At 69.3% G+C, this 19822-nt stretch carries 18 protein-coding genes and 1 pseudogene; 12 read left to right on the top strand and 7 right to left on the bottom strand.

All coding sequences use genetic code 11. From position 1 onward, the window contains the following. The first annotated feature begins 146 nt into the window (after positions 1 to 146). The 6 genes from POF73_RS20165 to POF73_RS20140 all read left to right on the top strand — a co-directional run bounded on the left by POF73_RS20165 (position 147) and on the right by POF73_RS20140 (position 4768). Complete coding sequence (locus tag POF73_RS20165) at positions 147 to 1514, top strand: condensation protein (RefSeq protein ID WP_272117298.1); 1368 nt, start codon at positions 147 to 149, stop codon at positions 1512 to 1514. After that, entirely contained in the window at positions 1511 to 2263 is a 753-nt protein-coding gene (locus POF73_RS20160; protein WP_272117296.1) for a class I SAM-dependent methyltransferase, read from the top strand. The genes POF73_RS20165 and POF73_RS20160 overlap by 4 nt, the downstream gene beginning before the upstream one ends. Before the next feature lie 4 nt (positions 2264 to 2267). After that, positions 2268 to 3173, top strand: coding sequence for a DMT family transporter (locus POF73_RS20155; RefSeq protein WP_272117294.1), 906 nt, complete (start codon positions 2268 to 2270; stop codon positions 3171 to 3173). Next, positions 3170 to 3382, top strand: a complete 213-nt coding sequence (locus POF73_RS20150; RefSeq protein ID WP_272117292.1) for a Trm112 family protein — start codon at positions 3170 to 3172, stop codon at positions 3380 to 3382. The genes POF73_RS20155 and POF73_RS20150 overlap by 4 nt, the downstream gene beginning before the upstream one ends. Before the next feature lie 37 nt (positions 3383 to 3419). After that, a complete protein-coding gene (locus POF73_RS20145) occupies positions 3420 to 4160 on the top strand; it encodes a TetR family transcriptional regulator (protein ID WP_272117290.1) in 741 nt (246 codons plus the stop codon). Between the two features lie 194 nt (positions 4161 to 4354). Then, positions 4355 to 4768: a Zn-ribbon domain-containing OB-fold protein gene (locus POF73_RS20140; protein ID WP_272117308.1), complete on the top strand. Its 414-nt coding sequence runs from the start codon at positions 4355 to 4357 to the stop codon at positions 4766 to 4768. Here POF73_RS20140 and POF73_RS20135 read toward each other — a convergent pair. The 3 genes from POF73_RS20135 to POF73_RS20125 all read right to left on the bottom strand — a co-directional run bounded on the left by POF73_RS20135 (position 4750) and on the right by POF73_RS20125 (position 7188). Beyond that, on the bottom strand, positions 4750 to 5256 hold the full coding sequence (locus tag POF73_RS20135) for a hypothetical protein (RefSeq protein WP_272117288.1): 507 nt from the start codon (positions 5254 to 5256) through the stop codon (positions 4750 to 4752). The genes POF73_RS20140 and POF73_RS20135 overlap by 19 nt on opposite strands. A gap of 468 nt (positions 5257 to 5724) precedes the next feature. Next, the gene (locus POF73_RS20130) at positions 5725 to 6444 is read right to left on the bottom strand and encodes a GTPase family protein (protein WP_272117286.1); all 720 of its coding nucleotides are present in this window, start codon (positions 6442 to 6444) and stop codon (positions 5725 to 5727) included. 252 nt (positions 6445 to 6696) lie between these two features. Continuing rightward, positions 6697 to 7188, bottom strand: a complete 492-nt coding sequence (locus POF73_RS20125; protein WP_272117284.1) for an RICIN domain-containing protein — start codon at positions 7186 to 7188, stop codon at positions 6697 to 6699. Between the two features lie 266 nt (positions 7189 to 7454). Here POF73_RS20125 and POF73_RS20120 point away from each other — a divergent pair, with 266 nt between their 5' ends. Both POF73_RS20120 and POF73_RS20115 read left to right on the top strand, forming a co-directional pair. After that, on the top strand, positions 7455 to 9416 hold the full coding sequence (locus POF73_RS20120) for a sensor histidine kinase (RefSeq protein WP_272117282.1): 1962 nt from the start codon (positions 7455 to 7457) through the stop codon (positions 9414 to 9416). Continuing rightward, positions 9413 to 10087: a response regulator transcription factor gene (locus tag POF73_RS20115; protein WP_272117280.1), complete on the top strand. Its 675-nt coding sequence runs from the start codon at positions 9413 to 9415 to the stop codon at positions 10085 to 10087. The genes POF73_RS20120 and POF73_RS20115 overlap by 4 nt, the downstream gene beginning before the upstream one ends. 250 nt (positions 10088 to 10337) lie before the next feature. Here POF73_RS20115 and POF73_RS20110 read toward each other — a convergent pair. After that, positions 10338 to 10898: pseudogene (locus POF73_RS20110) on the bottom strand (Gfo/Idh/MocA family protein); the annotation flags it as partial. A 193-nt stretch (positions 10899 to 11091) separates the two neighbouring features. Between POF73_RS20110 and POF73_RS20105 the strand changes: the two are divergent. After that, positions 11092 to 13863: an alpha/beta hydrolase family protein gene (locus POF73_RS20105; protein WP_272117279.1), complete on the top strand. Its 2772-nt coding sequence runs from the start codon at positions 11092 to 11094 to the stop codon at positions 13861 to 13863. Positions 13864 to 13889: 26 nt separating this feature from the next. Here POF73_RS20105 and POF73_RS20100 read toward each other — a convergent pair whose 3' ends face one another. Continuing rightward, positions 13890 to 14276 (bottom strand): PPOX class F420-dependent oxidoreductase, encoded by a 387-nt coding sequence (locus tag POF73_RS20100; RefSeq protein WP_272117277.1) that lies wholly within the window; start codon positions 14274 to 14276, stop codon positions 13890 to 13892. A 217-nt stretch (positions 14277 to 14493) separates the two neighbouring features. Between POF73_RS20100 and POF73_RS20095 the strand changes: the two genes are divergently transcribed. The 3 genes from POF73_RS20095 to POF73_RS20085 are packed head-to-tail and all read left to right on the top strand — an operon-like array spanning position 14494 to position 18709. Then, on the top strand, positions 14494 to 15018 hold the full coding sequence (locus POF73_RS20095; RefSeq protein WP_272117275.1) for a DUF2690 domain-containing protein: 525 nt from the start codon (positions 14494 to 14496) through the stop codon (positions 15016 to 15018). Between the two features lie 59 nt (positions 15019 to 15077). Beyond that, positions 15078 to 18020, top strand: a complete 2943-nt coding sequence (locus POF73_RS20090; RefSeq protein ID WP_272117272.1) for a hypothetical protein — start codon at positions 15078 to 15080, stop codon at positions 18018 to 18020. A gap of 32 nt (positions 18021 to 18052) precedes the next feature. Then, on the top strand, positions 18053 to 18709 hold the full coding sequence (locus POF73_RS20085; protein ID WP_272117270.1) for a hypothetical protein: 657 nt from the start codon (positions 18053 to 18055) through the stop codon (positions 18707 to 18709). Between the two features lie 64 nt (positions 18710 to 18773). Here the strand turns inward: POF73_RS20085 and POF73_RS20080 are convergent, their stop codons facing one another. Further along, a complete protein-coding gene (locus POF73_RS20080) occupies positions 18774 to 19112 on the bottom strand; it encodes a hypothetical protein (RefSeq protein ID WP_272117268.1) in 339 nt (112 codons plus the stop codon). Between the two features lie 33 nt (positions 19113 to 19145). Beyond that, positions 19146 to 19778 carry a TetR/AcrR family transcriptional regulator gene (locus POF73_RS20075; protein WP_272117266.1) on the bottom strand — a complete coding sequence of 211 codons (633 nt, stop codon included), beginning with the start codon at positions 19776 to 19778 and terminating at the stop codon, positions 19146 to 19148. Between the last annotated feature and the right edge of the window lie 44 nt (positions 19779 to 19822).

Here is a 19822-nt window from a genome sequence, read left to right as displayed (position 1 = left end):
GGCGCGTTCGGCGCGGTCGCGCAGGTGCTGGCGATCGTGGCCCTGTCGGCGGCCGTGGTGACGACCGGCGCGAGTTGGCCGGGACCGCGCGGCCGTGAGCGGGCGGACGGGCCGAGAACCCGCGCCGGCCGGAAGGGGGGCGAGCGGTGACCGCGCTCCCGGCCGACCCCCGGGCCGGGCGCGGCAGGGTTCCGGTGCCGACGCGGCTGGCGTTCCCGACCGTCGACGAGGTGTCCCGGCACTTCCTCAGCGACGACGAACCGGAGACGGTCCACATCGAGGTCCATCTGCCCGGCCGACCGGAGCCGCGGCGGCTGCGGGAGGCGTTCCACCGGGCGCTGCTCCTCCACTCCCGGATCCTCGTACGCCAGGCGCCGCACCGCTGGTACCGGCGGTCCTACGAGTGGGAGCTGACCGGCACACCGGACGTGGATCCGGTGACCTTCGCCGGGCCGGGCCCGGACGCGCTTGCCCGTGCCCGCGCCCGGGCGCTCGCACTGTGCCCGCCGCTGTCGCAGTCGCCGCCGGTGCGTCTGGAGGTGGTGGCGGTGGAGGGCGTACGGTCCGCGCTGGTGCTCACCGTCCATCACACCGCGCTCGACGCACCGGCCGCGCTGCGGGTGCTCGCCACGACGGCCGCGCTCTACGGAGGGGAGAGCACGGCCGCGGGGCGGATCCCGTCCCAGCGCCGGGCGCACGACGGTCAGCAGGGGGACGGCCGGATGCGCTGGGCCCGGCCCGCACGGCTCGCCGCGTACACCGTCGCCGCCCGCCCGCGGCGCGCGGGCACCGCGGCCGCGGCCAACGGCATGCTGCTGCGGGAACTGCCCCTGCCGCAGCCGGATCCGGCGGCTCCCTGGACCGTGAACGACCGGCTCCTGGTCGCCGCCGCCCTGATGGTGGGCCGCTGGAACCGGTCCCACGGCAGATCCGGCCGCCCGGTGCGGATCACGATGCCCGTGGACGACCGTTCCCGCGACCTGGCGATGCCCATCGGCAACGGGACGCGGCTCGTCGAGGTGCCGGTGACCCCGCAGGACCGCTCCGACACGGAACTGCTCCTGGCCCGGCGTCCCGATCCGGCGGCCCTGGCCCGGCTGCTGCACACCACGGCGCGGCGCACCCGGGCACTGAAGGCACAGCCGCGCGCACCGCTCGGCGCGGGGGCGTCCCTGCTGACGGCGCCCGTGCTGCCGGTCGGGGTGCGCGGCGCGCTTACCCGTGGGGTGCGCCGGGCCGTCGCCCCGTGGACGTCGACGCTGCTGCTCAGCAACATCGGGCGGGTGCCGTATCCGCTGGACTTCGGTGATGCGGGGCGGGCCCGTGCGGTGTGGTTCTCGGCGCCCGCTCGCATGCCCCGCGGACTGAGCCTCGCGGCCGCCTCCACCGGAGGCCGGCTGCATCTGACACTGCGCTGGTCGCACGACCTGCTCGACGACGCGGCCGGCGCCTCCCTGGCCCGCCTCTTCGAGGAGTGCCTCTCCCTGACGTACGGCCTTCGGAGCGAGCCATGACCACCTCCCCCACGACCGCGCCCGCCCCCGCCCCAGGGCTGCGCGACTTCTACGAGAACCCCGCCGTCCCGGTCGCCTCCGGCGCGGAGCGCAGCCTGCGGCAGGCCCGGATGCTGGCCCGCGCACTCGGTCCCGTACGACCGGGCCGACAGCCCGCCGTCGTGCTCGACGTGGGGTGCGGGGACGGATCGGCGGCGGCCGTCGCGGCGCGTGTGCTGGACGGGCACCGGATCGTGGGCGTCGACTGGTCGCAGGACGCGCTGCGCCGGGCGGCCCGGCGGCTGCCGCAGGTGGTGCGGGGCGAACTGTCGGGCGGCGGGCTGCCGTTCGCGTCGGGCAGTGCGAACGCGGTGCTCTTCAGCGAGGTCGTCGAGCATCTCGTCGACCCCGACGGCGCCCTCGACGAGCTGCGCCGGGTGCTGCGGCCGGGCGGTCATCTGATGCTCTCCACGCCGAACCTCGCCGCCTGGTACAACCGGGCGCTGCTGCTCGGCGGCGTCCAGCCCGTCTTCTCGGAGGTGAGCCTGCGCCGGGTCCACGGCAGACCGGGCAGCCAGGTGGTGGGCCATCTCCGGCTGTTCACGCCGCGCGCACTGCGGGAGTTCGTGACCGCGTCCGGCTTCGACGTCGTACGGATGGAGGGTGCCCCCTTCCACGGGGTGCCGGGCCTGCTGCGCCCGCTCGACCGGCTGGCGTGCCGGCTGCCGTCGCTGGCCTCCATCCTGCTCGTGCACGCGCGCCGGAGGTAGCGCGATGGCGTGGGGAGTGGCCGCGGCGCTGCTGGCGAACGTCCTCTACAGCACCGGGTTCGTGCTGGAGAAGCGGGCGCTGGCCGGACTGCCGCCGCTGCACGCCGGACGGCCGGGCCGGGCGGTGCTCCTGCTCGCCGGCAGTCCGCTGTGGATCGGCGGCGCGCTGGCCCTGGCCCTGGGCTTCGCCGCTCAGCTGGCCGTGTACCGGGTGCTGCCGATCGCTGCCGCGCAGGGGCTGTTCGTCTCCGGCCTGGTGCTGCTGCTCCTGCTGTCCTCGCTGGTGCTCGGCGAGCGGCTGACGGCTGCCGAGCGGCGCGGTGTCGCCGTCATCGGGGTGGCGTTGCTGATGCTGGTGGCGTCCCTGTACGACGGTGGCGAGCCGGTCGCCCGCACCGCTCCGGCGGGCACGTTGCTCGCCCTGTGCGTTCCGGCGCTCGCCCTCGGCCTGTGGCTGTTCGGCACGGCCGAGCGGCGGGCGCGGCGCCGTCACCGGCCGCCGCCGACGGGTGTGGTGTACGCCGTGGCGATCGGTCTGTTGTACGGGGTGAGCTCGCTCGCGATCAAGGGCGTGTCGGGACGCCTGACCACCGCGGCGCCCGGCGAAGCGCTGCCGGCTCTGCTCGCCTCCCCCTACCCCTACCTGCTGCTCCTCACCGGAGCCTTCGGCCTGGTGCTGTCGCAGACCGCACTGCAGCGCTGCCGGGCCTCGCTGATCGTGCCCGTGTGCACCACCGTCACCTGTGTGTTCGCCGTGGCGGGCGGCTCGGTCGCGTTCGGCGAACCGCTCCCGCAGGACCCGCTGCGGCTCACCCTGCGCCTGGGCGGCACCGCGCTCGCCCTGGCCGTCGTACTCACCCTGCCGCGGCACGACACCCACCGCCCCGCCCACGAAGGGAACCGCTCATGAGGCACGACGACCCGCTGCTGAGGATCCTGGTCTGTCCGCTCGACAAGGGCCCGCTCGTCCTGGACGCACCGGGTTCCGCGCTCTACAACCCCCGGCTGCGGCGCCGCTATCCGGTGCTCGACGGCGTGCCGCAATTGCTGCCCGGTTCCGGGGAGCCGGTCACGGACGAGGAGATCGCAGCACTCAGTACCCCGCCTGGGGCGCACTGAGTGCCATCGGCCTCGCTCTGGTGCTACGTTCCCGTCCATGAGCTCCAGCAGTGCGGCGCCCGGTCGTGACGAGAAGACGGAGGCCGGGACGGCGAAGCCCCCGATGCGGGAGGCGCTGATCGCGGCGGCCTTCCAGCTGTTCCTGGAACGGGGTTACGAGCAGACCACCGTCGACGACATCGTGGCGCTGGCCGGTGTCGGCAGGCGGTCGTTCTTCCGCTACTTCCCGTCGAAGGAGGACGTGGTCTTCCCCGACCACGAGCGGTGCCTCGCCGACATGACGGCCTTCCTGGCCGCGAGCGACGAGGAGCACGAACCGGTGCGCCGGGTCTGCGACGCGGCGCGGCTGGTGCTGGGCATGTACGCGGAGAACCCGACCTTCTCGGTGCAGCGCTACCGCCTGACCAAGAAGGTGCCCGGTCTGCGCGCCTACGAGCTGTCGGTGGTGTGGCGCTACGAGCGTGCCCTGGCCGAGTATCTGCGCGGGCGTTTCGCCGGCCGGCGGGACGGGACCCTGCAGGCCGACGTGATCGCCGCGGCCGTGGTGGCGGCGCACAACAACGCGCTGCGTTCCTGGCTGCGCTCGGCCGGGAAGAGCGACGCGAGCGCCGGGGTGGACCACGCGCTCGGCTATGTGCAGTCCACCTTCGGTGTCACCCCTGCCGCGCACCCCGTTCCCGACGGGCCCGCCGACGACGTGGTGGTCGTGGTGTCCCGGCGCGGTGCGCCGCTGTGGCGGGTGGTCCAGGAGATCGAGACCACGCTCGGCCGCGACTGACCCGCACCCGCCCGCGGCGCCCCTCGTCACGAGATCCGGAAATCATTCGGAAATCCAGGGAACGCAGTGCCTTTACGAGTGGCACTCAGTGCCATACGCTGAGGCCGTGCGCGGTGGCACCTGGAACCGGGCACGTGCGTGCACGGACGACCCGCGCACGTGGGATTCCGGCCGAGCGCAGGGAGTTGATCAGCGTGTACCACCACTCAGGAAGCGTTGCTCGTCCGACCACCGGTTTCGCGGCCGGTCTCCTCGAACCCACGGCCCCGGACACCGAGGCCATGCTCTTCCAGCGCTGCACCTGGTGCGGCACCGCCATGTACCACCGGCTGCTGTGTCCGGTCTGTCAGGGCAGCGAGCTGCGCACGGAGCGCAGCGAGGGGGTCGGGACGATCCGCCACTCCACGGTGGTGCACCGCAACACCCCTGCCGCGCGCAATGTGTCGCTCGTCGAGATGGCCGAGGGGTTCGTCGTACGCGGCCGGGTCATGGGCCCGCCCATCGGCATCCACAGCGGGGACCGGGTCCGGCTCTCCACGGCGAAGGACCCGGTCCGGGGCGAGCCGGTGTTCCAGCTGGTCGACGAGCCCTACCGGGCCTGGACCTGAGCCACCCCCTGCGGACCGCCTGAGTCCTCCCACAACCCCGGCACCAACTCCCGCACGGCGACGGGCAGTCCCGTCTCGAAGCACCGGTTGGCGGCGAGCCCGACGACCAGGGCCAGCGCGCCGTCACGTTCGGTCGCCGTGGGGTGCTGAGCCGTACGTCCCTCGCCACCCGCCCCGGCCGGGTGCGCGGGATCGACCGGGCCGAACAGGGCGTCGAGCATGCGCGGATCTCCCCCCCCGTGCGCCTCGTGGGCGGTGACGAGCGGGACGTCCACCGGAGGCCGCCACAGCGGACGCAGCGTGAGCCGTGCCCCGCCCGCGTGCTCGGCCGCCGTGTCCCCGTGCAGCGCCCCGCTCGCGGCGCCGATCCCGGTCGTCGGCCGCTGCCAGCGGCTCTCCTCGACCTCCAGTTCCAGCCGTCCCGCGCTGCCGTTGAACATCACCCGGTAGCCCTCCCACGGGGAGTACGCGGTGAGGTGGTAGATCATCGTCGCGCCCTTGGCGTGGAGGGTGTCTGAGAAGCCCCGACTCGTGCACCAGCGAACGGTTCCCGCTCAGCAAGGCAGCCATCTCCTTCGCATCGCGACCGTGCAGAAGGTGTAGCAGGAGGTCGAGAGCAGCCGTTCCATGGACGGCCTACAGGGTGGCATTCCCATTCCAGGCCCCGGTCCTCGTCGAACATGACGGTCCACCCGTTCGGTCCCTGTTCTTGCCGGGCGTGATTCCGTTCACGTAAAGATCCTATAGTAGAGCCACTTGATACCGTCCCATGCCAAGTTGGCACTTTGAATTGATGCCGACAGCCACTCGAATCCCGCGGAATTCAGCCACCCACAGAAGGTGTCGAGGGCCCTTGCCTTTTCTTGGATTAGGGAGCCACTTGCCCTTGAGGCGGCCCGGACCAGTCGGCCCAGCTCGGCGTCAGTCAGACTGTCGATGTTCGGCACAGATTCCTCTCAATCATCGGTTCGCGCATCGATTTGCTCCATTACCCGACCTCGGACCCCCTCAGGGATAAAGTCGAATGGCCCGAAGGCTTTAATGGGATCAAAGATCCAAGCGCGCTTTCCGTCGGGACAGGATGCGATCATCCCGGAAAATAGCTCCTGAAGTCCGTAGAGATTTCCCGCAGAATACGGGTACATCTCGACAGCTCGCCCCAGGGTCGCTGAAATCTTCACGGATCGATCTTGAGCGATCTCCGCGATGATCTTCTCTTGATCTTTACTAGGCAGATTGAGGCGGCAATTCCAGTTCATTGGATCGACGAGATCGATCTGATTCAGCCCGAATACGATCTTCTCGTGATGATCGGCCAGGAGTTGCAGATAACCTTGGTCGAGCGCGATCGCGCGCTGGCGTGCGGCCATCACCCATAGCACGATGTCGCAGCGGCCCAGGTGAGCCTGATACATGTCGAGGTAGTCGGGATCGCGCGCCAAGTCTTCTCCGAGGCCCGGCGCGTCAACTACGCAAAGCTTCAAACTGTCACCTGTGATCGATGTGGATGTCGCCGTTACATTCAGGTCGACGTTCAGGAACTCTTTCGTGCAGGCCATCGCATGACTGATCGGCAGATTCGTCTTGAACATCGCATTGATCGTCGAGGACTTTCCCGTCCCTGAGGCTCCGATGACGCCGATGGTGGGAGGGTGGTCACGAAGGTAGGCCACCATCGCACTGCTTATTTGCTTCGCGGCCTCTAGAGGGACTTCGGCTTCGATTGTTTCATCTACGATCCCTCGGGAATTCTTCTGTTTGCTACCTCGATATGTCATGGCACCCTCGTTGTCGATGTCATCGATGCAGGTAGGACGCTGGGCTTTCGTGCCCAGTTCCGAATGGTGGCGCGGATATCCAGGCGTCAGGCCACTGAATATCCGCGCCGGTCTCTTATATGCTGACGCTGTACGCCGCATTGAGCACGGTCATCGCTCTGGGATGCGGTGCCAGCGTTGGTTGCCTCCGTGATGGCAGTCCCACTGCAGCGCCTTCGATCCATTGCCGCCGTGGGCGATATCGAGGCAGCGTCCGCTGTGGCGGGCCACCAACTCGTAGCGGTCTGCTTCGACGAAGTTGAGATGCCACTGCTGCCACTTCCCTTCGTGGCAACCGGCACCTACCACCGAAGTCCCGTTCTGGGGCGAACCGCCATAGACGTCAAGGCACAGCCCATCGCGCTTGTTGACGATCTGGTAGTAGCCGTCGCCCTTGCTCACAAAGCGCCACTGCTGGTGATCGCCGCTGTGGCAGTCCCACTGGTAGACAGAGCCTCCCCATTCCTCCAGGCACCGACCGCCCCACTCCAGTACCAATTCGTAGTTCTGGTCGGCGGATACCGCGGCCGCCCCGTCAGTCGCGTGAGTGCTGCCCGCCGGCTCTGCGGGTACCGCGTACGCCGTTGAGGCCATGGAAGTCATGGCGCTCCCCCCGATGACGGCGGCCGCAGTCATGTATCCGAGGCTCCGTCGGATTGATCGGCTTCTCATGGAGATCTCCTTCGGCACTGTCGAATGTCGACGGGTGAAACGGGTGAACGCCTCCCGCCGCGTGGCATCAAGCACTGTGCGGCGCCCGGCCCTTGCTCCGCCTGAGGCGTCTGTCCCGATTGCCTCGGGCTCATTGCCCGGACGTTGAAGGACACGTCGTATGGCCTTCGGGACGTGGAGAGCGGGACGCTGGGCGCATGGCTGCACGCACGGTTGCCTGGGTGGTGGTGCTCTCCAGCGCCGCCGTACTGGCCTGCGCGGGCTGGATTTCGACGCTGCCCCATGCCGATCGTCTGGGAGACAGCGTCTACTTCGTGTGGGTTGTCGGCGGCGCGAGTCTGGAGTGGCAACTGACCGGTGCAGTGCTCATCGGGCTGCGCCCTCGTAACGTGCTGGGGTGGTTGTTCCTGGGCGCGGGGGCTTCTTCCATATGGCAGGTGGGCCTCGCTGGCTACGGCGGCTACGGCGTCGCGGTGGCGCAACCCCAGTGGCCAGGAGCGCAGTTAGCCGCAGCAGTGGGCAGCGGGCTCTGGGTCCCCTCCATGCTTCTCACGCCGACGATCGTGCTGGCCTTGTATCCGAACGGTCACTTGCCGAGCCGGTGGTGGCGGTGGCCTGTGGCCGGATCCGCCGCAGTGATGGCGCTAACGGTGTGCGTCGCGTCGTTCGACCCGCAGGCATACGACGACGTCGCCCCTGGTCACGCTCCCGCGGTCGCACTCCCCCCTGAGGTGCTGGCGTGGCTGACGCTCGGCGTCTGCCTGCCGCTGCTGGTGCTCTCGACCCTTGCCATTTGGGTGGGCACGATCGTTCGTCTTGTCCGTGCCAGGACGCCCGAGCGACAGCAGCTGGCCTGGTTCGTATGCGGGGCCGGGCCATTGCTGGTCGTCATGTTCATCGACGTGCCCAAACCCGTCACAGCAGCATGTGTGTACCTCGTTCCTGTGGTCGTAGCGGTTGGGGTGCTGCGCTATCGGCTGCTCGGCATAGAGACGGTGCTGCGTCGTGGTCTCGTCTACGGGACGCTGACCATCGCAGTGATTGCGGTCTATCTGTCGGCGACCGCGCTGGCCGGCTCGGCTCTGGACCGTCGCCCACTGCCCGGGGTCGTGGCGGCTGCGCTGGTGGCGGTGTTGCTGGCGCCGGCGCGGGATCGGCTGCAGCGGGCAGCGGACCGTCTCGTGTATGGCGCTCGCCGGGACCCACTGCGTGCGATGACCCGGCTCGGTGACGAGGTCGCCACCGCAGGCCAGTTGGACCTGCTGTCGGCCGCGCTCAACGTCGTCATGAACGCTCTTCGTGCGCCTGCCGCCATGGTCGCGGCACCGGACGGCCGGGTGGTGAACGCACAAGGGGAGATGACGGTCACCGGCCCGGTGATACCACTGCGAGTCGGCGGCCGTGACGTCGGCACCCTCACCCTGGCCGCCCGCGGCCCGGCAGAGAGCTACAACGATGCCGACACTCGACTACTGACCGCGCTGGCATCACAAATTGCCGTGCTCGTAAGGGCGTTGGAACTCACTGACGCCCTCGAAGCCGAACGCGACCGCGTGGTGGCGGTCACCCGCGCCGAACGCAACCGTCTCCGCCACGACCTGCATGACGGCCTTGGCCCCTCACTGTCCGGCATGGGCTTGGGTCTGCAGGCCCTCGCTGATGCGCTGACCGCTGGTGACATGCCCACGTGCACCGCTCTGCTGGCCCGGGTCCGTATCGAGGCCACCACCGCCATCGGGGAGATCCGCCGCATCATCGACGCCCTCCGCCCGACCGTCCTGGACACACGGGGACTGGCCGACGCTGTGCGCGAGCACGCCCGGACGGTGGCTCTGACCGTGCCTGTCGACGTAACGGCCGCGGCACTGCCAACCCTCCCGCCGGACGTGGAGACCGCTTCCTACCGCATCATCACGGAAGCGCTGACCAACACCGCCCGGCACGCGCACGCCCACCACGCCCACGTCACCATCACGGCCGACACCGGCTCGCTGCGGATCGTCATCAGTGATGACGGCACCGGCATCGGCGCAGCAGCCTCAGGCATCGGACTGATCTCGATGCGCCGACGGACCGAAGCACTGCACGGCGACCTCACCGTGCACTCCACGAAGGCCGGAACCACCGTCGTCGCCACTCTGCCTTTGGAGGACCCGTGACCGCTACCGCTCCGGTCCGAGTGGTCATCGCCGATGATCACCCCATGTTCCTCTACGGCCTCAAGGCCGTCCTCGCCGCAGCCCAGGAGGTAGAGGTCGTCGGCGAGGCCGCCACCGGCGAAGAACTGCTCAGGGTGGTCGAACAGACATCGCCTGATGTCGTTCTCACTGACCTGGCCATGCCCGGCCTCGACGGCACCGCCGCCACCCGAGCCATCCTCAACCGTCACAGCAGCACGGGCGTCCTCGTACTCACCATGCACGAAGACGATGAGACGTTGTTCGGCGCCCTCCGTGCCGGCGCCCTCGGATATCTGCTCAAGGGCGCCGACCGAGCCGAAATCATCCGCGCGATCCTGGCCGTTGCATCCGGGGAAGCGCTGTATGGCGCTGCCGTCGCACGCAGGATCGTCAACTTCTTCACCGATGCGCAGCAGCAGTACGCCGCCCAAGTCTTCCCCGAACTCACCGGTCGTGAAAGGGAAGTTCTCGCTCTGGTCGCCGCGGGCTACGGGAACCACGAGATCGCCCGTCGACTCGTCCTGTCCGAAAAGACGGTCCGCAACCACGTGTCCGCCATCACCTCGAAGCTGCAGGTCCATGACCGGGCCGCCGCTGTTGCCGCGGCCCGCGATGCCGGCTTGGGCAAAGGAAGCCCTCCACGAGACTGAACGGCAGGAACACCTGCCTGCTCGGGGAAGCCTTGTGGCCTGAGTCTGCTCATTTGGCGGGGCTTCCGTCTGTCCGTCGAGGGCGAGTGGCATGACGTTCTTCTCCACTGCACTATGTCCTGGTCGGCAATCCGCCCGGCCTCGGCGTGGGCTGGCGAGTTCCGTTTCAAGGTCACGGATCGCGCGCTCAGTTGCTGATCCTCCGGAGCCGATACGGCGACCTTGCAGGCGATTCTGCAGTTCCTCGACTCAGCCCGCCGCTGCGGTCCTTCTCCCGGTGCCAGCGGCGGAAGTAGTCCGCGCCGTGCCGGGTGTCGAGCAGCCACTCGAAGTGGACGGAGAGGACCTCTCCGACTGCGCCGTCGGCGAGCAGTGCGCGGACCGTCTCGTGCACGGGGTTGAAGCGGTAGTTGAAGGCGACGGTGAGGGAGTTGCCGGTCGCCCGGACCGTGTCGAGGATGCGGGCGCAGCGGTCGGCGTCGATCGTCATCGGCTTCTCGGTGACCACCCGGCAGCCCGCCTTGAGCGCCGGGACTATGTAGCGGTCGTGCTCGGCGTCGACGGTGGTGACGACGACCTCGTCGATGTCCTCCTTGGCGAGCATCTCGGAGAAGCGGTCCGGTGCCCACTGGGTGGCGGTGGGTTCGCCGGCCCCGGCCAGCAGCCGGTTGTGGAAGGCCATGCGGGTGGGGCTGGGGTCGCAGAGGGCGGCGACGACGTGGTCGGGGCGTTCGGCGAGGGCGTGGGTGAAGGTCCGGGCACGGTGGCCGGTGCCCACAACGGCGGTGCGGTGGCGGGGAGTTCGGCTCATTGAAGTGGTCATGCGGATGGCCATGGGGATGGCCTTTCCCATCGAACGTCCGCCCAGTCCTGCCCGTGGCCGATTCACCACGGTCGCCATACCTTTTCTCTTTCGTCACAGGCAACGCACAACTGACCCCTTCCGTCCTCTCGCAGTGAGAGCCCGGGACCGTCCGTCCCGGAGCGAGCGGAAGGAGGGGCACGTGATTCGTGCCCGGCGAATATGGGTCACCGCCGTGGCGGTGCTCGCGATCGTGGGGTCGTCGCCAGGATGGGCCCAGGCTCAACCGGCGTCCGGGACACGGCCGTTGGCGGCCGACCGGAGTGAAGGGCTGCCGCCGGACTGGAGCATCACCGGCGAGGGAGCGGCGCGGCAGCTGGTGTGGCAGTCCGACGAGCGGGTGCCCATGGGGGACGCCCGGGTCGAGTTCTACGCCGGTGACCGGCTGCTCGGCCGGCCGGCGCAGGCGAAGGACGGGCGGACGTTCCGGCTCGGCCTCGACGGGGTCCGCCTCGACTCCGTGCGGGACCTGCAAGTACGGGCCGCGGGGCGCCGGTTGGACGCGCCCGACACCGCCGCCGGCACCTCTTCGGGTGCGCGCTCGGGAGTGCCTGTCCTGGAGCGGCTGCCCGCCAATCCGGTCGACCCGGGCAAGCCGGGCGCTTACCGGACCGTCACCGGCAAGTACGACCTCCCCCCGGTGCGGCTGCCTGGATTCACCCAGCCGGTCGAGATGCGGGCCGTGGTGGTGGCACCCAAGAACGCCGACGGCCGCCGCCCGCTGGCCCTGTTCCTGCACGGGCGGCACTTCACCTGCTACACACCGCAGGGCGAGATCACCGGCGACTGGCCCTGCGCCGCCGGCGCCAAGCCGGTGCCGAGCCACCGGGGTTATCTACGCGACCAGCGGCTCCTGGCCTCCCAGGGCTATGTGACGGTGTCGATCTCCGCCAACGGCATCAACGGCCAGGACTGGAGCGCCGAGGACGGCGGCGCGCAGGCCCGTTCCTCGCTCGTACGGCAGCATCTCGCGCGCTGGGCCGACTGGTCCGACCGGCCGGGCTCGGCCCCGGCGGCGGTACGTCAGGCGCCTCGCGCCGATCTGTCCCGGGTGCTGCTCGTGGGGCACTCGCGAGGCGGCGAGGGCGTCAACCGGGCGGCGATGGACAGCCTTTACCCGGCGCCCGCCGACCAGGACGGCTACCACGGCCGGGTGCGCTGGCACATTCGCGGCACCGTCCTCATCGGCCCGACGATCTTCGGCCAGAATCCCGTCCCGGACGTGCCGTCGATGACGATCCTGCCGGGCTGTGACGGCGACGTCTCCGATCTGCAGGGACAGGTGTACGTCGACGGCACCCGCCGGGTCAGCCGTGGCTCCGCCCTGCACAGCGCGGTGTACGTGGTGGGCGCCAACCACAACTTCTTCAACAGCGAGTGGACGCCGGGGCAGGCCGCGGCGCCCGCCGACGACGACTTCTGGAACGACGAGGAGCAGCCCGACCCGGTCTGCTCCCCCGGCACCCGCACCCGGCTCACGGCCGACCAGCAGCACCGGGCCGGAGCCAGCTACATCGCGGCGGCGGCACGGCTGTTCGTCGCCAAGGACGACCGGGTACGCCCGCTGCTCGACGGCTCCGGCCGCCGCGCCCCCTCGGCCGATCCCGCGCGCGTCCTCACCAACGCGGTCGGCGCGGGCCGTGGCGCCGGATTCCTGCCGGACGGCAAGGTGACGGTGAGCGGCGGCCGGCTGTGCTCGGCGGTCGATCCCTCCGCGGCCAAGGCCTGTCTGTCGTCGGAGACGGCCGGTGTGTCACCGCACTTCGCAAGGTGGGCGACCGCCCGTGAACCCGGCCGCCGCGCGGTCGCGCTGAGCTGGTCCTCGGCGGGGTCCGCCGCCAGGATCCGCCCCGACCGACCGCTGTCCCTGGCGGGCGCCAAGTCGCTGGCGCTGCGCGTCATCGTGCCGCCGAACACCACCGGCACCCAGCTGGACGTCTCCGTCACCGACAGCGCCGGACGGCACCGGACCCTCGGCCGCGTCAAGGCCGACGGTCTGCCCGGGTCGGACCGGACCGCCTCGTACTGGGCGCACGAGGTGCGGGTGCCCATCGGGTCGGACGACGCGGCAGCGCTCGACCTCAAGCGCATCAAGTCCCTTGAGCTGACGCCGCGTTCACGCTCCGGGAAGGCGTGGCTGATGGACGCCTGGGCCTGGCGGCCGGGCACACCGGTGGTGCGGGAGGCTCCGCTGCCCCGGGTCGACATCGGCCGGGTGACCGTCAAGGAGGGGAACTCGGGCGTACGGAATTACCAGGTACCGGTGCGGGTCGCAGGGCAGGGCAGCGGGCAGGTGCGGCTGTTCGTCTCCGACCCGGTCACGGGCAGGGGCACGGACCGGCTGGTGACGGTCCGGCCGGGCACGCACGCGCTGGACGTACCGGTGAAGGTCGAGGGCAACCCCCGCTTCGGCAACGACATCGAGCACGACGTCTTCGTGAAGGCGGTCCGCACCGCCGTGGTCGGCTCGCATCTGGGCGGGGTGACCGTGGAGAACGACGACCCGATGCCGTCGCTCTCCGTGGCGCCGATCGCCGACCGGGTGCCCGAGGGCAAGCCTCTGAAGTGGCTGGTGTCGCTGTCCTCGGTGGCCGACGCGGACATCGGCGGGATGTTCACCCTGCTGCCGGTCACCGACGGCCCGGAGCTGTCGACGAAGGACGTCGACCCGCGCTGGCTCCTGGAGAACTCGGGCCAGTCCCCTGATCCGGAGCGCCCGTTGTCCCAGATGGACGGTCTCTCGCTGGGGGTGTCCGTCCAGGCGGGCAGGACAAGTGCGGAACTGGTGGTGCCGACGCTCAAGGACGGGGTGGCCGAGCAGCCCGAGTCGGTGCGCCTGCGCCTGGCCGACGACTCCGGTGAGCCCCGGCCCGGCGCTCCCGTGGTGACAGGGACGGTGGTCGACACCCCGTGACTCTGCACCGGACGTCCTGACCCGGGTCAGGACGTCAGTGTGATCCGGATGCCGACTGTGCCGTTCACACCACGGCGCAGTCGGCTGCCGAGCAGTGTGAGGCGGCCGGTGATCCCGTACTTGCCGGCGATGAGCCGGCGATAGCGGGCACCGGTCGCCTCGTCGCAGATCTCGGCGGTCGCGGGGACCTGCTCACCGGTGGGTCTGCCGCGCAGGTCACAGGGGCCGACGAGGACATCCCCACGAGCCCTGATGCGCTTGACCTTCCAGGAGTCGGCGACGGTCCACACGCCGAGCGCGTCACCGTCGCGGACCACCCACACCGGCGTGGGAACGCCGGTGCCGTTCTTGCGGTAACTGGTGACGAGCAGGTACTTGCCCGCTCCGAGCTGCTCCAGCGACGTGTCGTCCATGGCGGGAAGTGTAGGCCGCGGGGTGGGGCACGGACGCACCCCGGCAGGGTCTGTCAGCGCAGGTAAAGGGCACCCCAACTCCCCTGGTTCGCGCATGTGTTCGCGTAAGCTCCGCGTGTCTTCTGATGCCGAAGTTACACAGGGACAACAAGGATGAACACGGGCATAGGTGCTGCGCATGATGCGCTGCGGCGAAGAAAGATCTGAGGTGATACGTGTGCACGGCATACGTAGATGGGGCCCGGCGGCGGCTGCCCTGACGCTGCTGGCCGGAGCCTTTCAGGGGATTCAGGCGTCCCCGGCGTCCGCGGCCGACTGCTGGCGGGCCACCTGTTCGGGCAAGGACCCCATTCAGATGGGGTGTGACGACGACGCCGAGATTCTCCAGCAGGAGACCGAGGCGGACCAGTCGGTCGTGGTGCGGCTGATGTGGTCGCCGAAGTGCCAGGGGGTGTGGGCGAAGATCTCACGCGATCTCGACACCTCCCCCGACTACGTGTACGGGACGCTGTGGACCACGCGTGATCCCGACGGCGGCATCCAGGACTACGACACCACGGGTCTTCTCGCCGACGGTGTGGCCGGTGCCTACACCAAGATGCAGAACTGGAAGACCACGACCGCGAAGGCGTGCTGGAACGACGTCAACGCCCAGTACGACCCGGTGCCGCTGAGGTACATCAAGAACAACAACGACGCGAGCCTTCCGATCGTGCACGGCATGTGCACGGACTGGATGTGAGGAAGATGATGCGTACTAGAGGGCTCCGAAGATACTTCGCCACGAACCCGCTGATAGCCATGAGCGTGGTGGCGGCATCCGCCGCGTTAGTCCCGCTGGCTTCCCAGGACACCCCGGCGCAGCCGACCCCTGCCGCCGCGGACGCCACGACGCCCCGTCTGTTCTCCGCCCCCGGCAAGGACCTCGGGTCGGGCTACGCCTCGTCATCGGACGCGATCGTGCAGGCCACCGGCGACGCCGAGGGACTGCACATCCTCGCGGCGCGGGAGAGCGACGGGTTCTCCTTCTACGAGATCGCCCGCCTCAACCGCAAGAGCCTGTCCGACGTGGGCCCATGGACGGGCTACGTCTGCACCACGGGATCGGGGAACTACGCGGCAGCGGTCTACGCCCCGTCGGCCTGGGCGAACGAGCCCGGCGCGTACGAGAGCGGCGCGTTCGCCGCGGTGATCCGTCTCTCCGACGGCAAGGTCACCGAGGTTCCCGACCGGGTGCAACTGGCGTACTTCACGCCCGGCTGCGGAGCGGCCGACGAGGTGGCGTTCACCTCCAGTTCGGCCACCGACAAGTCCGCCGGGTCCACCACGGTGATCTCGGTCGACGCGGCCACGGGATCGGTCTCCTCCCGCCGCACGGTCAAGGGCTATCTGACGCACGTCACGCCCACGCAGAAGGGCACCGTCGGTGTGCTCGGGGGCAACCTCGTCGACCTCAAGGGCAGCGGCAAGAAGCTGTCCGCCCGCAAGCTCGCCGCGCTGCCCGGCCCGATGTTCGCGCTGACCGCCTCGAAGAACGGCGCCGTGGACGTCGGCACGGTCGACGACAAGAGCAGCGTCATCTCCCGCTTCAACGGCAAGGACTTCACCGAACTGGGCCGCGCCCCCAAGGGGAAGGTCAAGCTCCTCCCCGTGGCCGGCGGCGACGCGGTCGTCGGCGACGTGAAGGGAATCGACACCGGCAAGGCCCCGGGGCTCGCCAAGCACGCGGTGGACGGCCGGGTGGCCGGGATCTCCCGCCACGGTCATCTGGTGACCAACTCGGTGTTCTCCGAGCAGATGAAGGGCATCACCACCCGGATCGGCTCGCCCTCGAACAAGGGCGCCGGACCGCTGACCGTCAAGGCGACCGCGCTCAAGAGCGGTGCGAAGGCCACCACGCTCGTGGACGCCGACCGCAAGCGGCCCAAGCCGGACTCCTCCGTGCCGCTGGACCCCGCCGCGTTCGCCATGGCCGATGACGACGACCCGCTCACCTGTGGTGAGGGCGGGCCGGAATCGCAGTGCCTGTCCGGCTCCGGTGCGGCCGTGTGGGGCAAGGTCGGGACGATGGAAACCCCCTGCATCGTCAAGCGCAACGACCCCAAGCGCCAGGCGCTCCAACCCAGCGCGAACATGGTCGAGTGGGCCGTGGACCAGGCCGTGCACGGCGAACTGAAGGTCTCCCGCCCGCAGAACTGGCACGACACCGGCCTCGCCGCCTACACCCCGCAGGGCCTGTTCCCCAAACCGCCGCTGACCGGCGGAGGCGACATTCCCGCACAGGTCATGCTGGGCATCCTCGCCCAGGAGTCCAACTTCAAGCAGGCGTCCTGGCACTCCATGAACGGTGACTCGGGCAACGTCACCAAGTCCGACTGGTACGGCAACGCGAACGGCATCCACGGCTACCCCAACCGGGAGAAGGCCGACTGCGGCTACGGCATCGCCCAGGTCACGACCGGCATGTCGGAGAAGCACGCCGAGCAGCTCGACCCCCTGCGCGCCGGTGCCGTCACCACCGACTACGCGGCGAACATCGCTGCCGGGCTGGGCATCCTGGCCGAGAAGTGGAACCAGCTCAAGGCCCTGGGCATGAACATCAACAACGGCAGCCCGGCCTACATCGAGAACTGGTACACGGCGCTGTGGGGCTACAACTCCGGCGTCTACACCTCCGGCGCCGTCGGCCTGGGCTTCTTCAACAACCCGATCAACCCGCGCTACCCGGCCGACCGGCAGCCGTTCCTGCGCTACAGCTATGACGACGCCTCCCACCCCGGCGACTGGAACTACCCGGAGAAGATCTTCGGCTGGGCGGAAGTCCCGCAGATGACCTGGGACAGTGAAGCGTCGTACGTCAAGCCGTCCATGCCGTTCGGCGTCATCAAGGTCGCCCCGCGCACCCTGTTCTGCGACCCGTCCCTCAACTCGTGCAACCCGAGCGCGGCCGACCCGTGCCCGAGCTGGGACTCGTCGTGCTACTGGGACGGCAGCGTGGACTGGATGGGGTCGCAGAGCACCGCCAACTCCAGCACCGAGAACCTCCGGTACTCGCTCGGCTCGGGTGAGCCCGAACTCAAGAGCAAGTACGGTCACGGCCCGTGCATCGACCACCCGAGCGTCTACCCCAACGCCATCATCGTCGATGACCTGGGCCAGCACGAGGACACCTACGGATGCGGGGACTTCGAGGGCGCCGACGACGGCAAGTTCACCCTTCAGGCCGGTGACAACATCACCATGCTCAGGGACAACGGCACGTTCCGCGCGACCCCCTACCTCGCCCCCATCGACCTCCACCAGCTCGGCGCCGGGTACGACCACCACGTCTACTTCACGCACAGCTACCCGGACACCGACTACTTCCACAAGATCACCGGTCGGTGGGAGGTCAACCAGGCGAAGCTCCCCTCCGGAGACCAGCCCGGCCAGCGCTACAAGATCTATCTCCATCTGCCCAGCCACGGCGCGGAAGCGATCGTCCGGTACAACTTCATCCCGGGCGACAACACGGCCGGCGCCAAGCCCGACTACTGCCGCGTCAACCAGGCGACCCGCAGCGCGGGCAAGGACACCTGGTTCGAGATGGGCACCTTCAGCTTCTGGAAGGGCGGCCGGATCGAGGCGGACAACCTCCACGACGCCGGCACCGGAGACGACAACGTGGTGTTCGACGCGATCGCCTTCGTTCCGTTCAACTACGCCGAACCCGGTGCGTGCAACCTCGTCGACGGTGGCCTGTGATACGCGCCGCCCTCCGTGTTCCCGTCGTGCTGATGACCATCGTCATCGGCGCGGCGGGAGCCGTCTCCTGCAGCCAGAACAGCCCCGAACCGGCGGCGTCCGACCGGGCGCGGGCGGCGGCGCCTCACCCCGAGCCGTCCAAGACACGGACCGCGCCGCGGGCCGCCGATCTGCCGAAGCATGCGGTGACCGGCGACAAGCAGCCCAGCCTCGGCGCGGCCAGGGCGATGGCCGACGGATACACCGGGAAGGGCTTCCTCACCGAGCTCTCGAAAGCCTGGAAACTGAAGCTGGACAAGCCCGTTGAGCAGGAGATGCCCGACGGGAAGAAGAGAACCTATGTCCACGGGCGCGGCGGGAACGGGTTGACGGTTTCGGCCGGATACGCCGATCACGAGAACATGTCGTCCCTGCTGTGCAGAACCGGCACGAAGCAATCCGACGGTTTCGACTTCCTCGCCGCCTGCACTGGTCTGGACGTGGCCGGAGTCGACCACGGCAAGGCCTCTTCGTGGCTCAAGCAGGCGAGGGAGGAGACCGATTCCCTGTATGCGAAGAGGGTTGCCGAGACGGGCAACAAGAAGGAGTACGTGGTCAGCGGGGTGTTCACCTCGGGTCCGGTGACGATGATTCTGCACCGGGCGCAGGACAAGTACTCGCTGAGGATCCTCGGAGGCGCGGTGGCGTAGCGCAAGCTGTCGACCTGCAGGGTGAAGGTCCCCGCCGTCACCGGCGGGGACCTTCGCTGCGCAATCACCGCGCGGGCGAGCAGATCAACCGCTCCGACTTTTCCTTGTACTCCTGCATTTCGCCCGCCTCGTAGCCGGCGTCCTTCAGGCTCTGCATCAGCGCCGCCGTGTCACCGCACAGGCGGGAACGCTGCTGTTCAAAGTAGGACTTGACGCCTTCCGCGGTCAGTTCTTCCCACGCCCGTCTGGTCGCGTCGTCCTTCTCATGCGCGTAGGAGAAATCGACCCATTCCTTTTCCCGGTCCGTCAGCCGGGACGTGTCAACGGACTTGTCGCCGCCACTGCATGAGGTGGCCATGAGCGTGCATGCCACCACGACGAGACATAGGCGCGCCTTCTTCACGATGCTCTCTTCCGTCCCGACATCCTGATTCGACTACTTGGCCTGGTACGCCCGGAGAAAGGTCCGCACTCCCTCGACGATGAGGGGCTGGACGCGGGGGTCCTCCGCGGCATTCGCGGAACCGTACCTGTTGAGCGCGACTCCGAAGGTCAGCGCGATGAACTGGTCGGCCGCGAGCCGGGCGTCGGGGACGTCGAGCAGTCCGGCCGCGGCGAAGGCGGCGAACCGCTCGGCGAGTGCCTCGTCCGGGGTGTCGGCCATGGAGTTCTCGGCCCCGTCCGGCAGGTGGCGGGCCTGCGCCCGGACGAGTCGTTGCAGCGTTGCGTACTCCGCCGAGCCGAGCATGTCGGTCGCGATGCGCATAGAGAACGTGACCAGGGTGTCCTCAAGGTCGGCCGCTTCGGTGGGGTCGGTGAGGGTGTCGTCGAGGATGCGCCGGATCGTGGTGATCAGTGACTGGCCGACGCCGTCGGCGACTGCCTGCAACAGCGTCTGCTTGTCGCCGAAGTAGTCGTAGACCGTCCGCTTGGACACCCCGGCCCGGGCGGCGACCGCATCGACGCTGGTCCGGTCGAAACCGTCGGCGAGAAACAGTTCCCGGGCCGCGGTGAGAATGGCGGCCCGCTTCTGCGTGGACCCCTCGCGCAGTGTCTTCGTGGTCGGCATGGCCGCATCCTATCCCGACTTTACTACACCGTGTAGTGTAGTTG

This window comes from Streptomyces sp. HD, assembly GCF_028369295.1.
Classification (GTDB): domain Bacteria; phylum Actinomycetota; class Actinomycetes; order Streptomycetales; family Streptomycetaceae; genus Streptomyces.
This window is presented reverse-complemented; position numbering and strand designations above follow the sequence as displayed.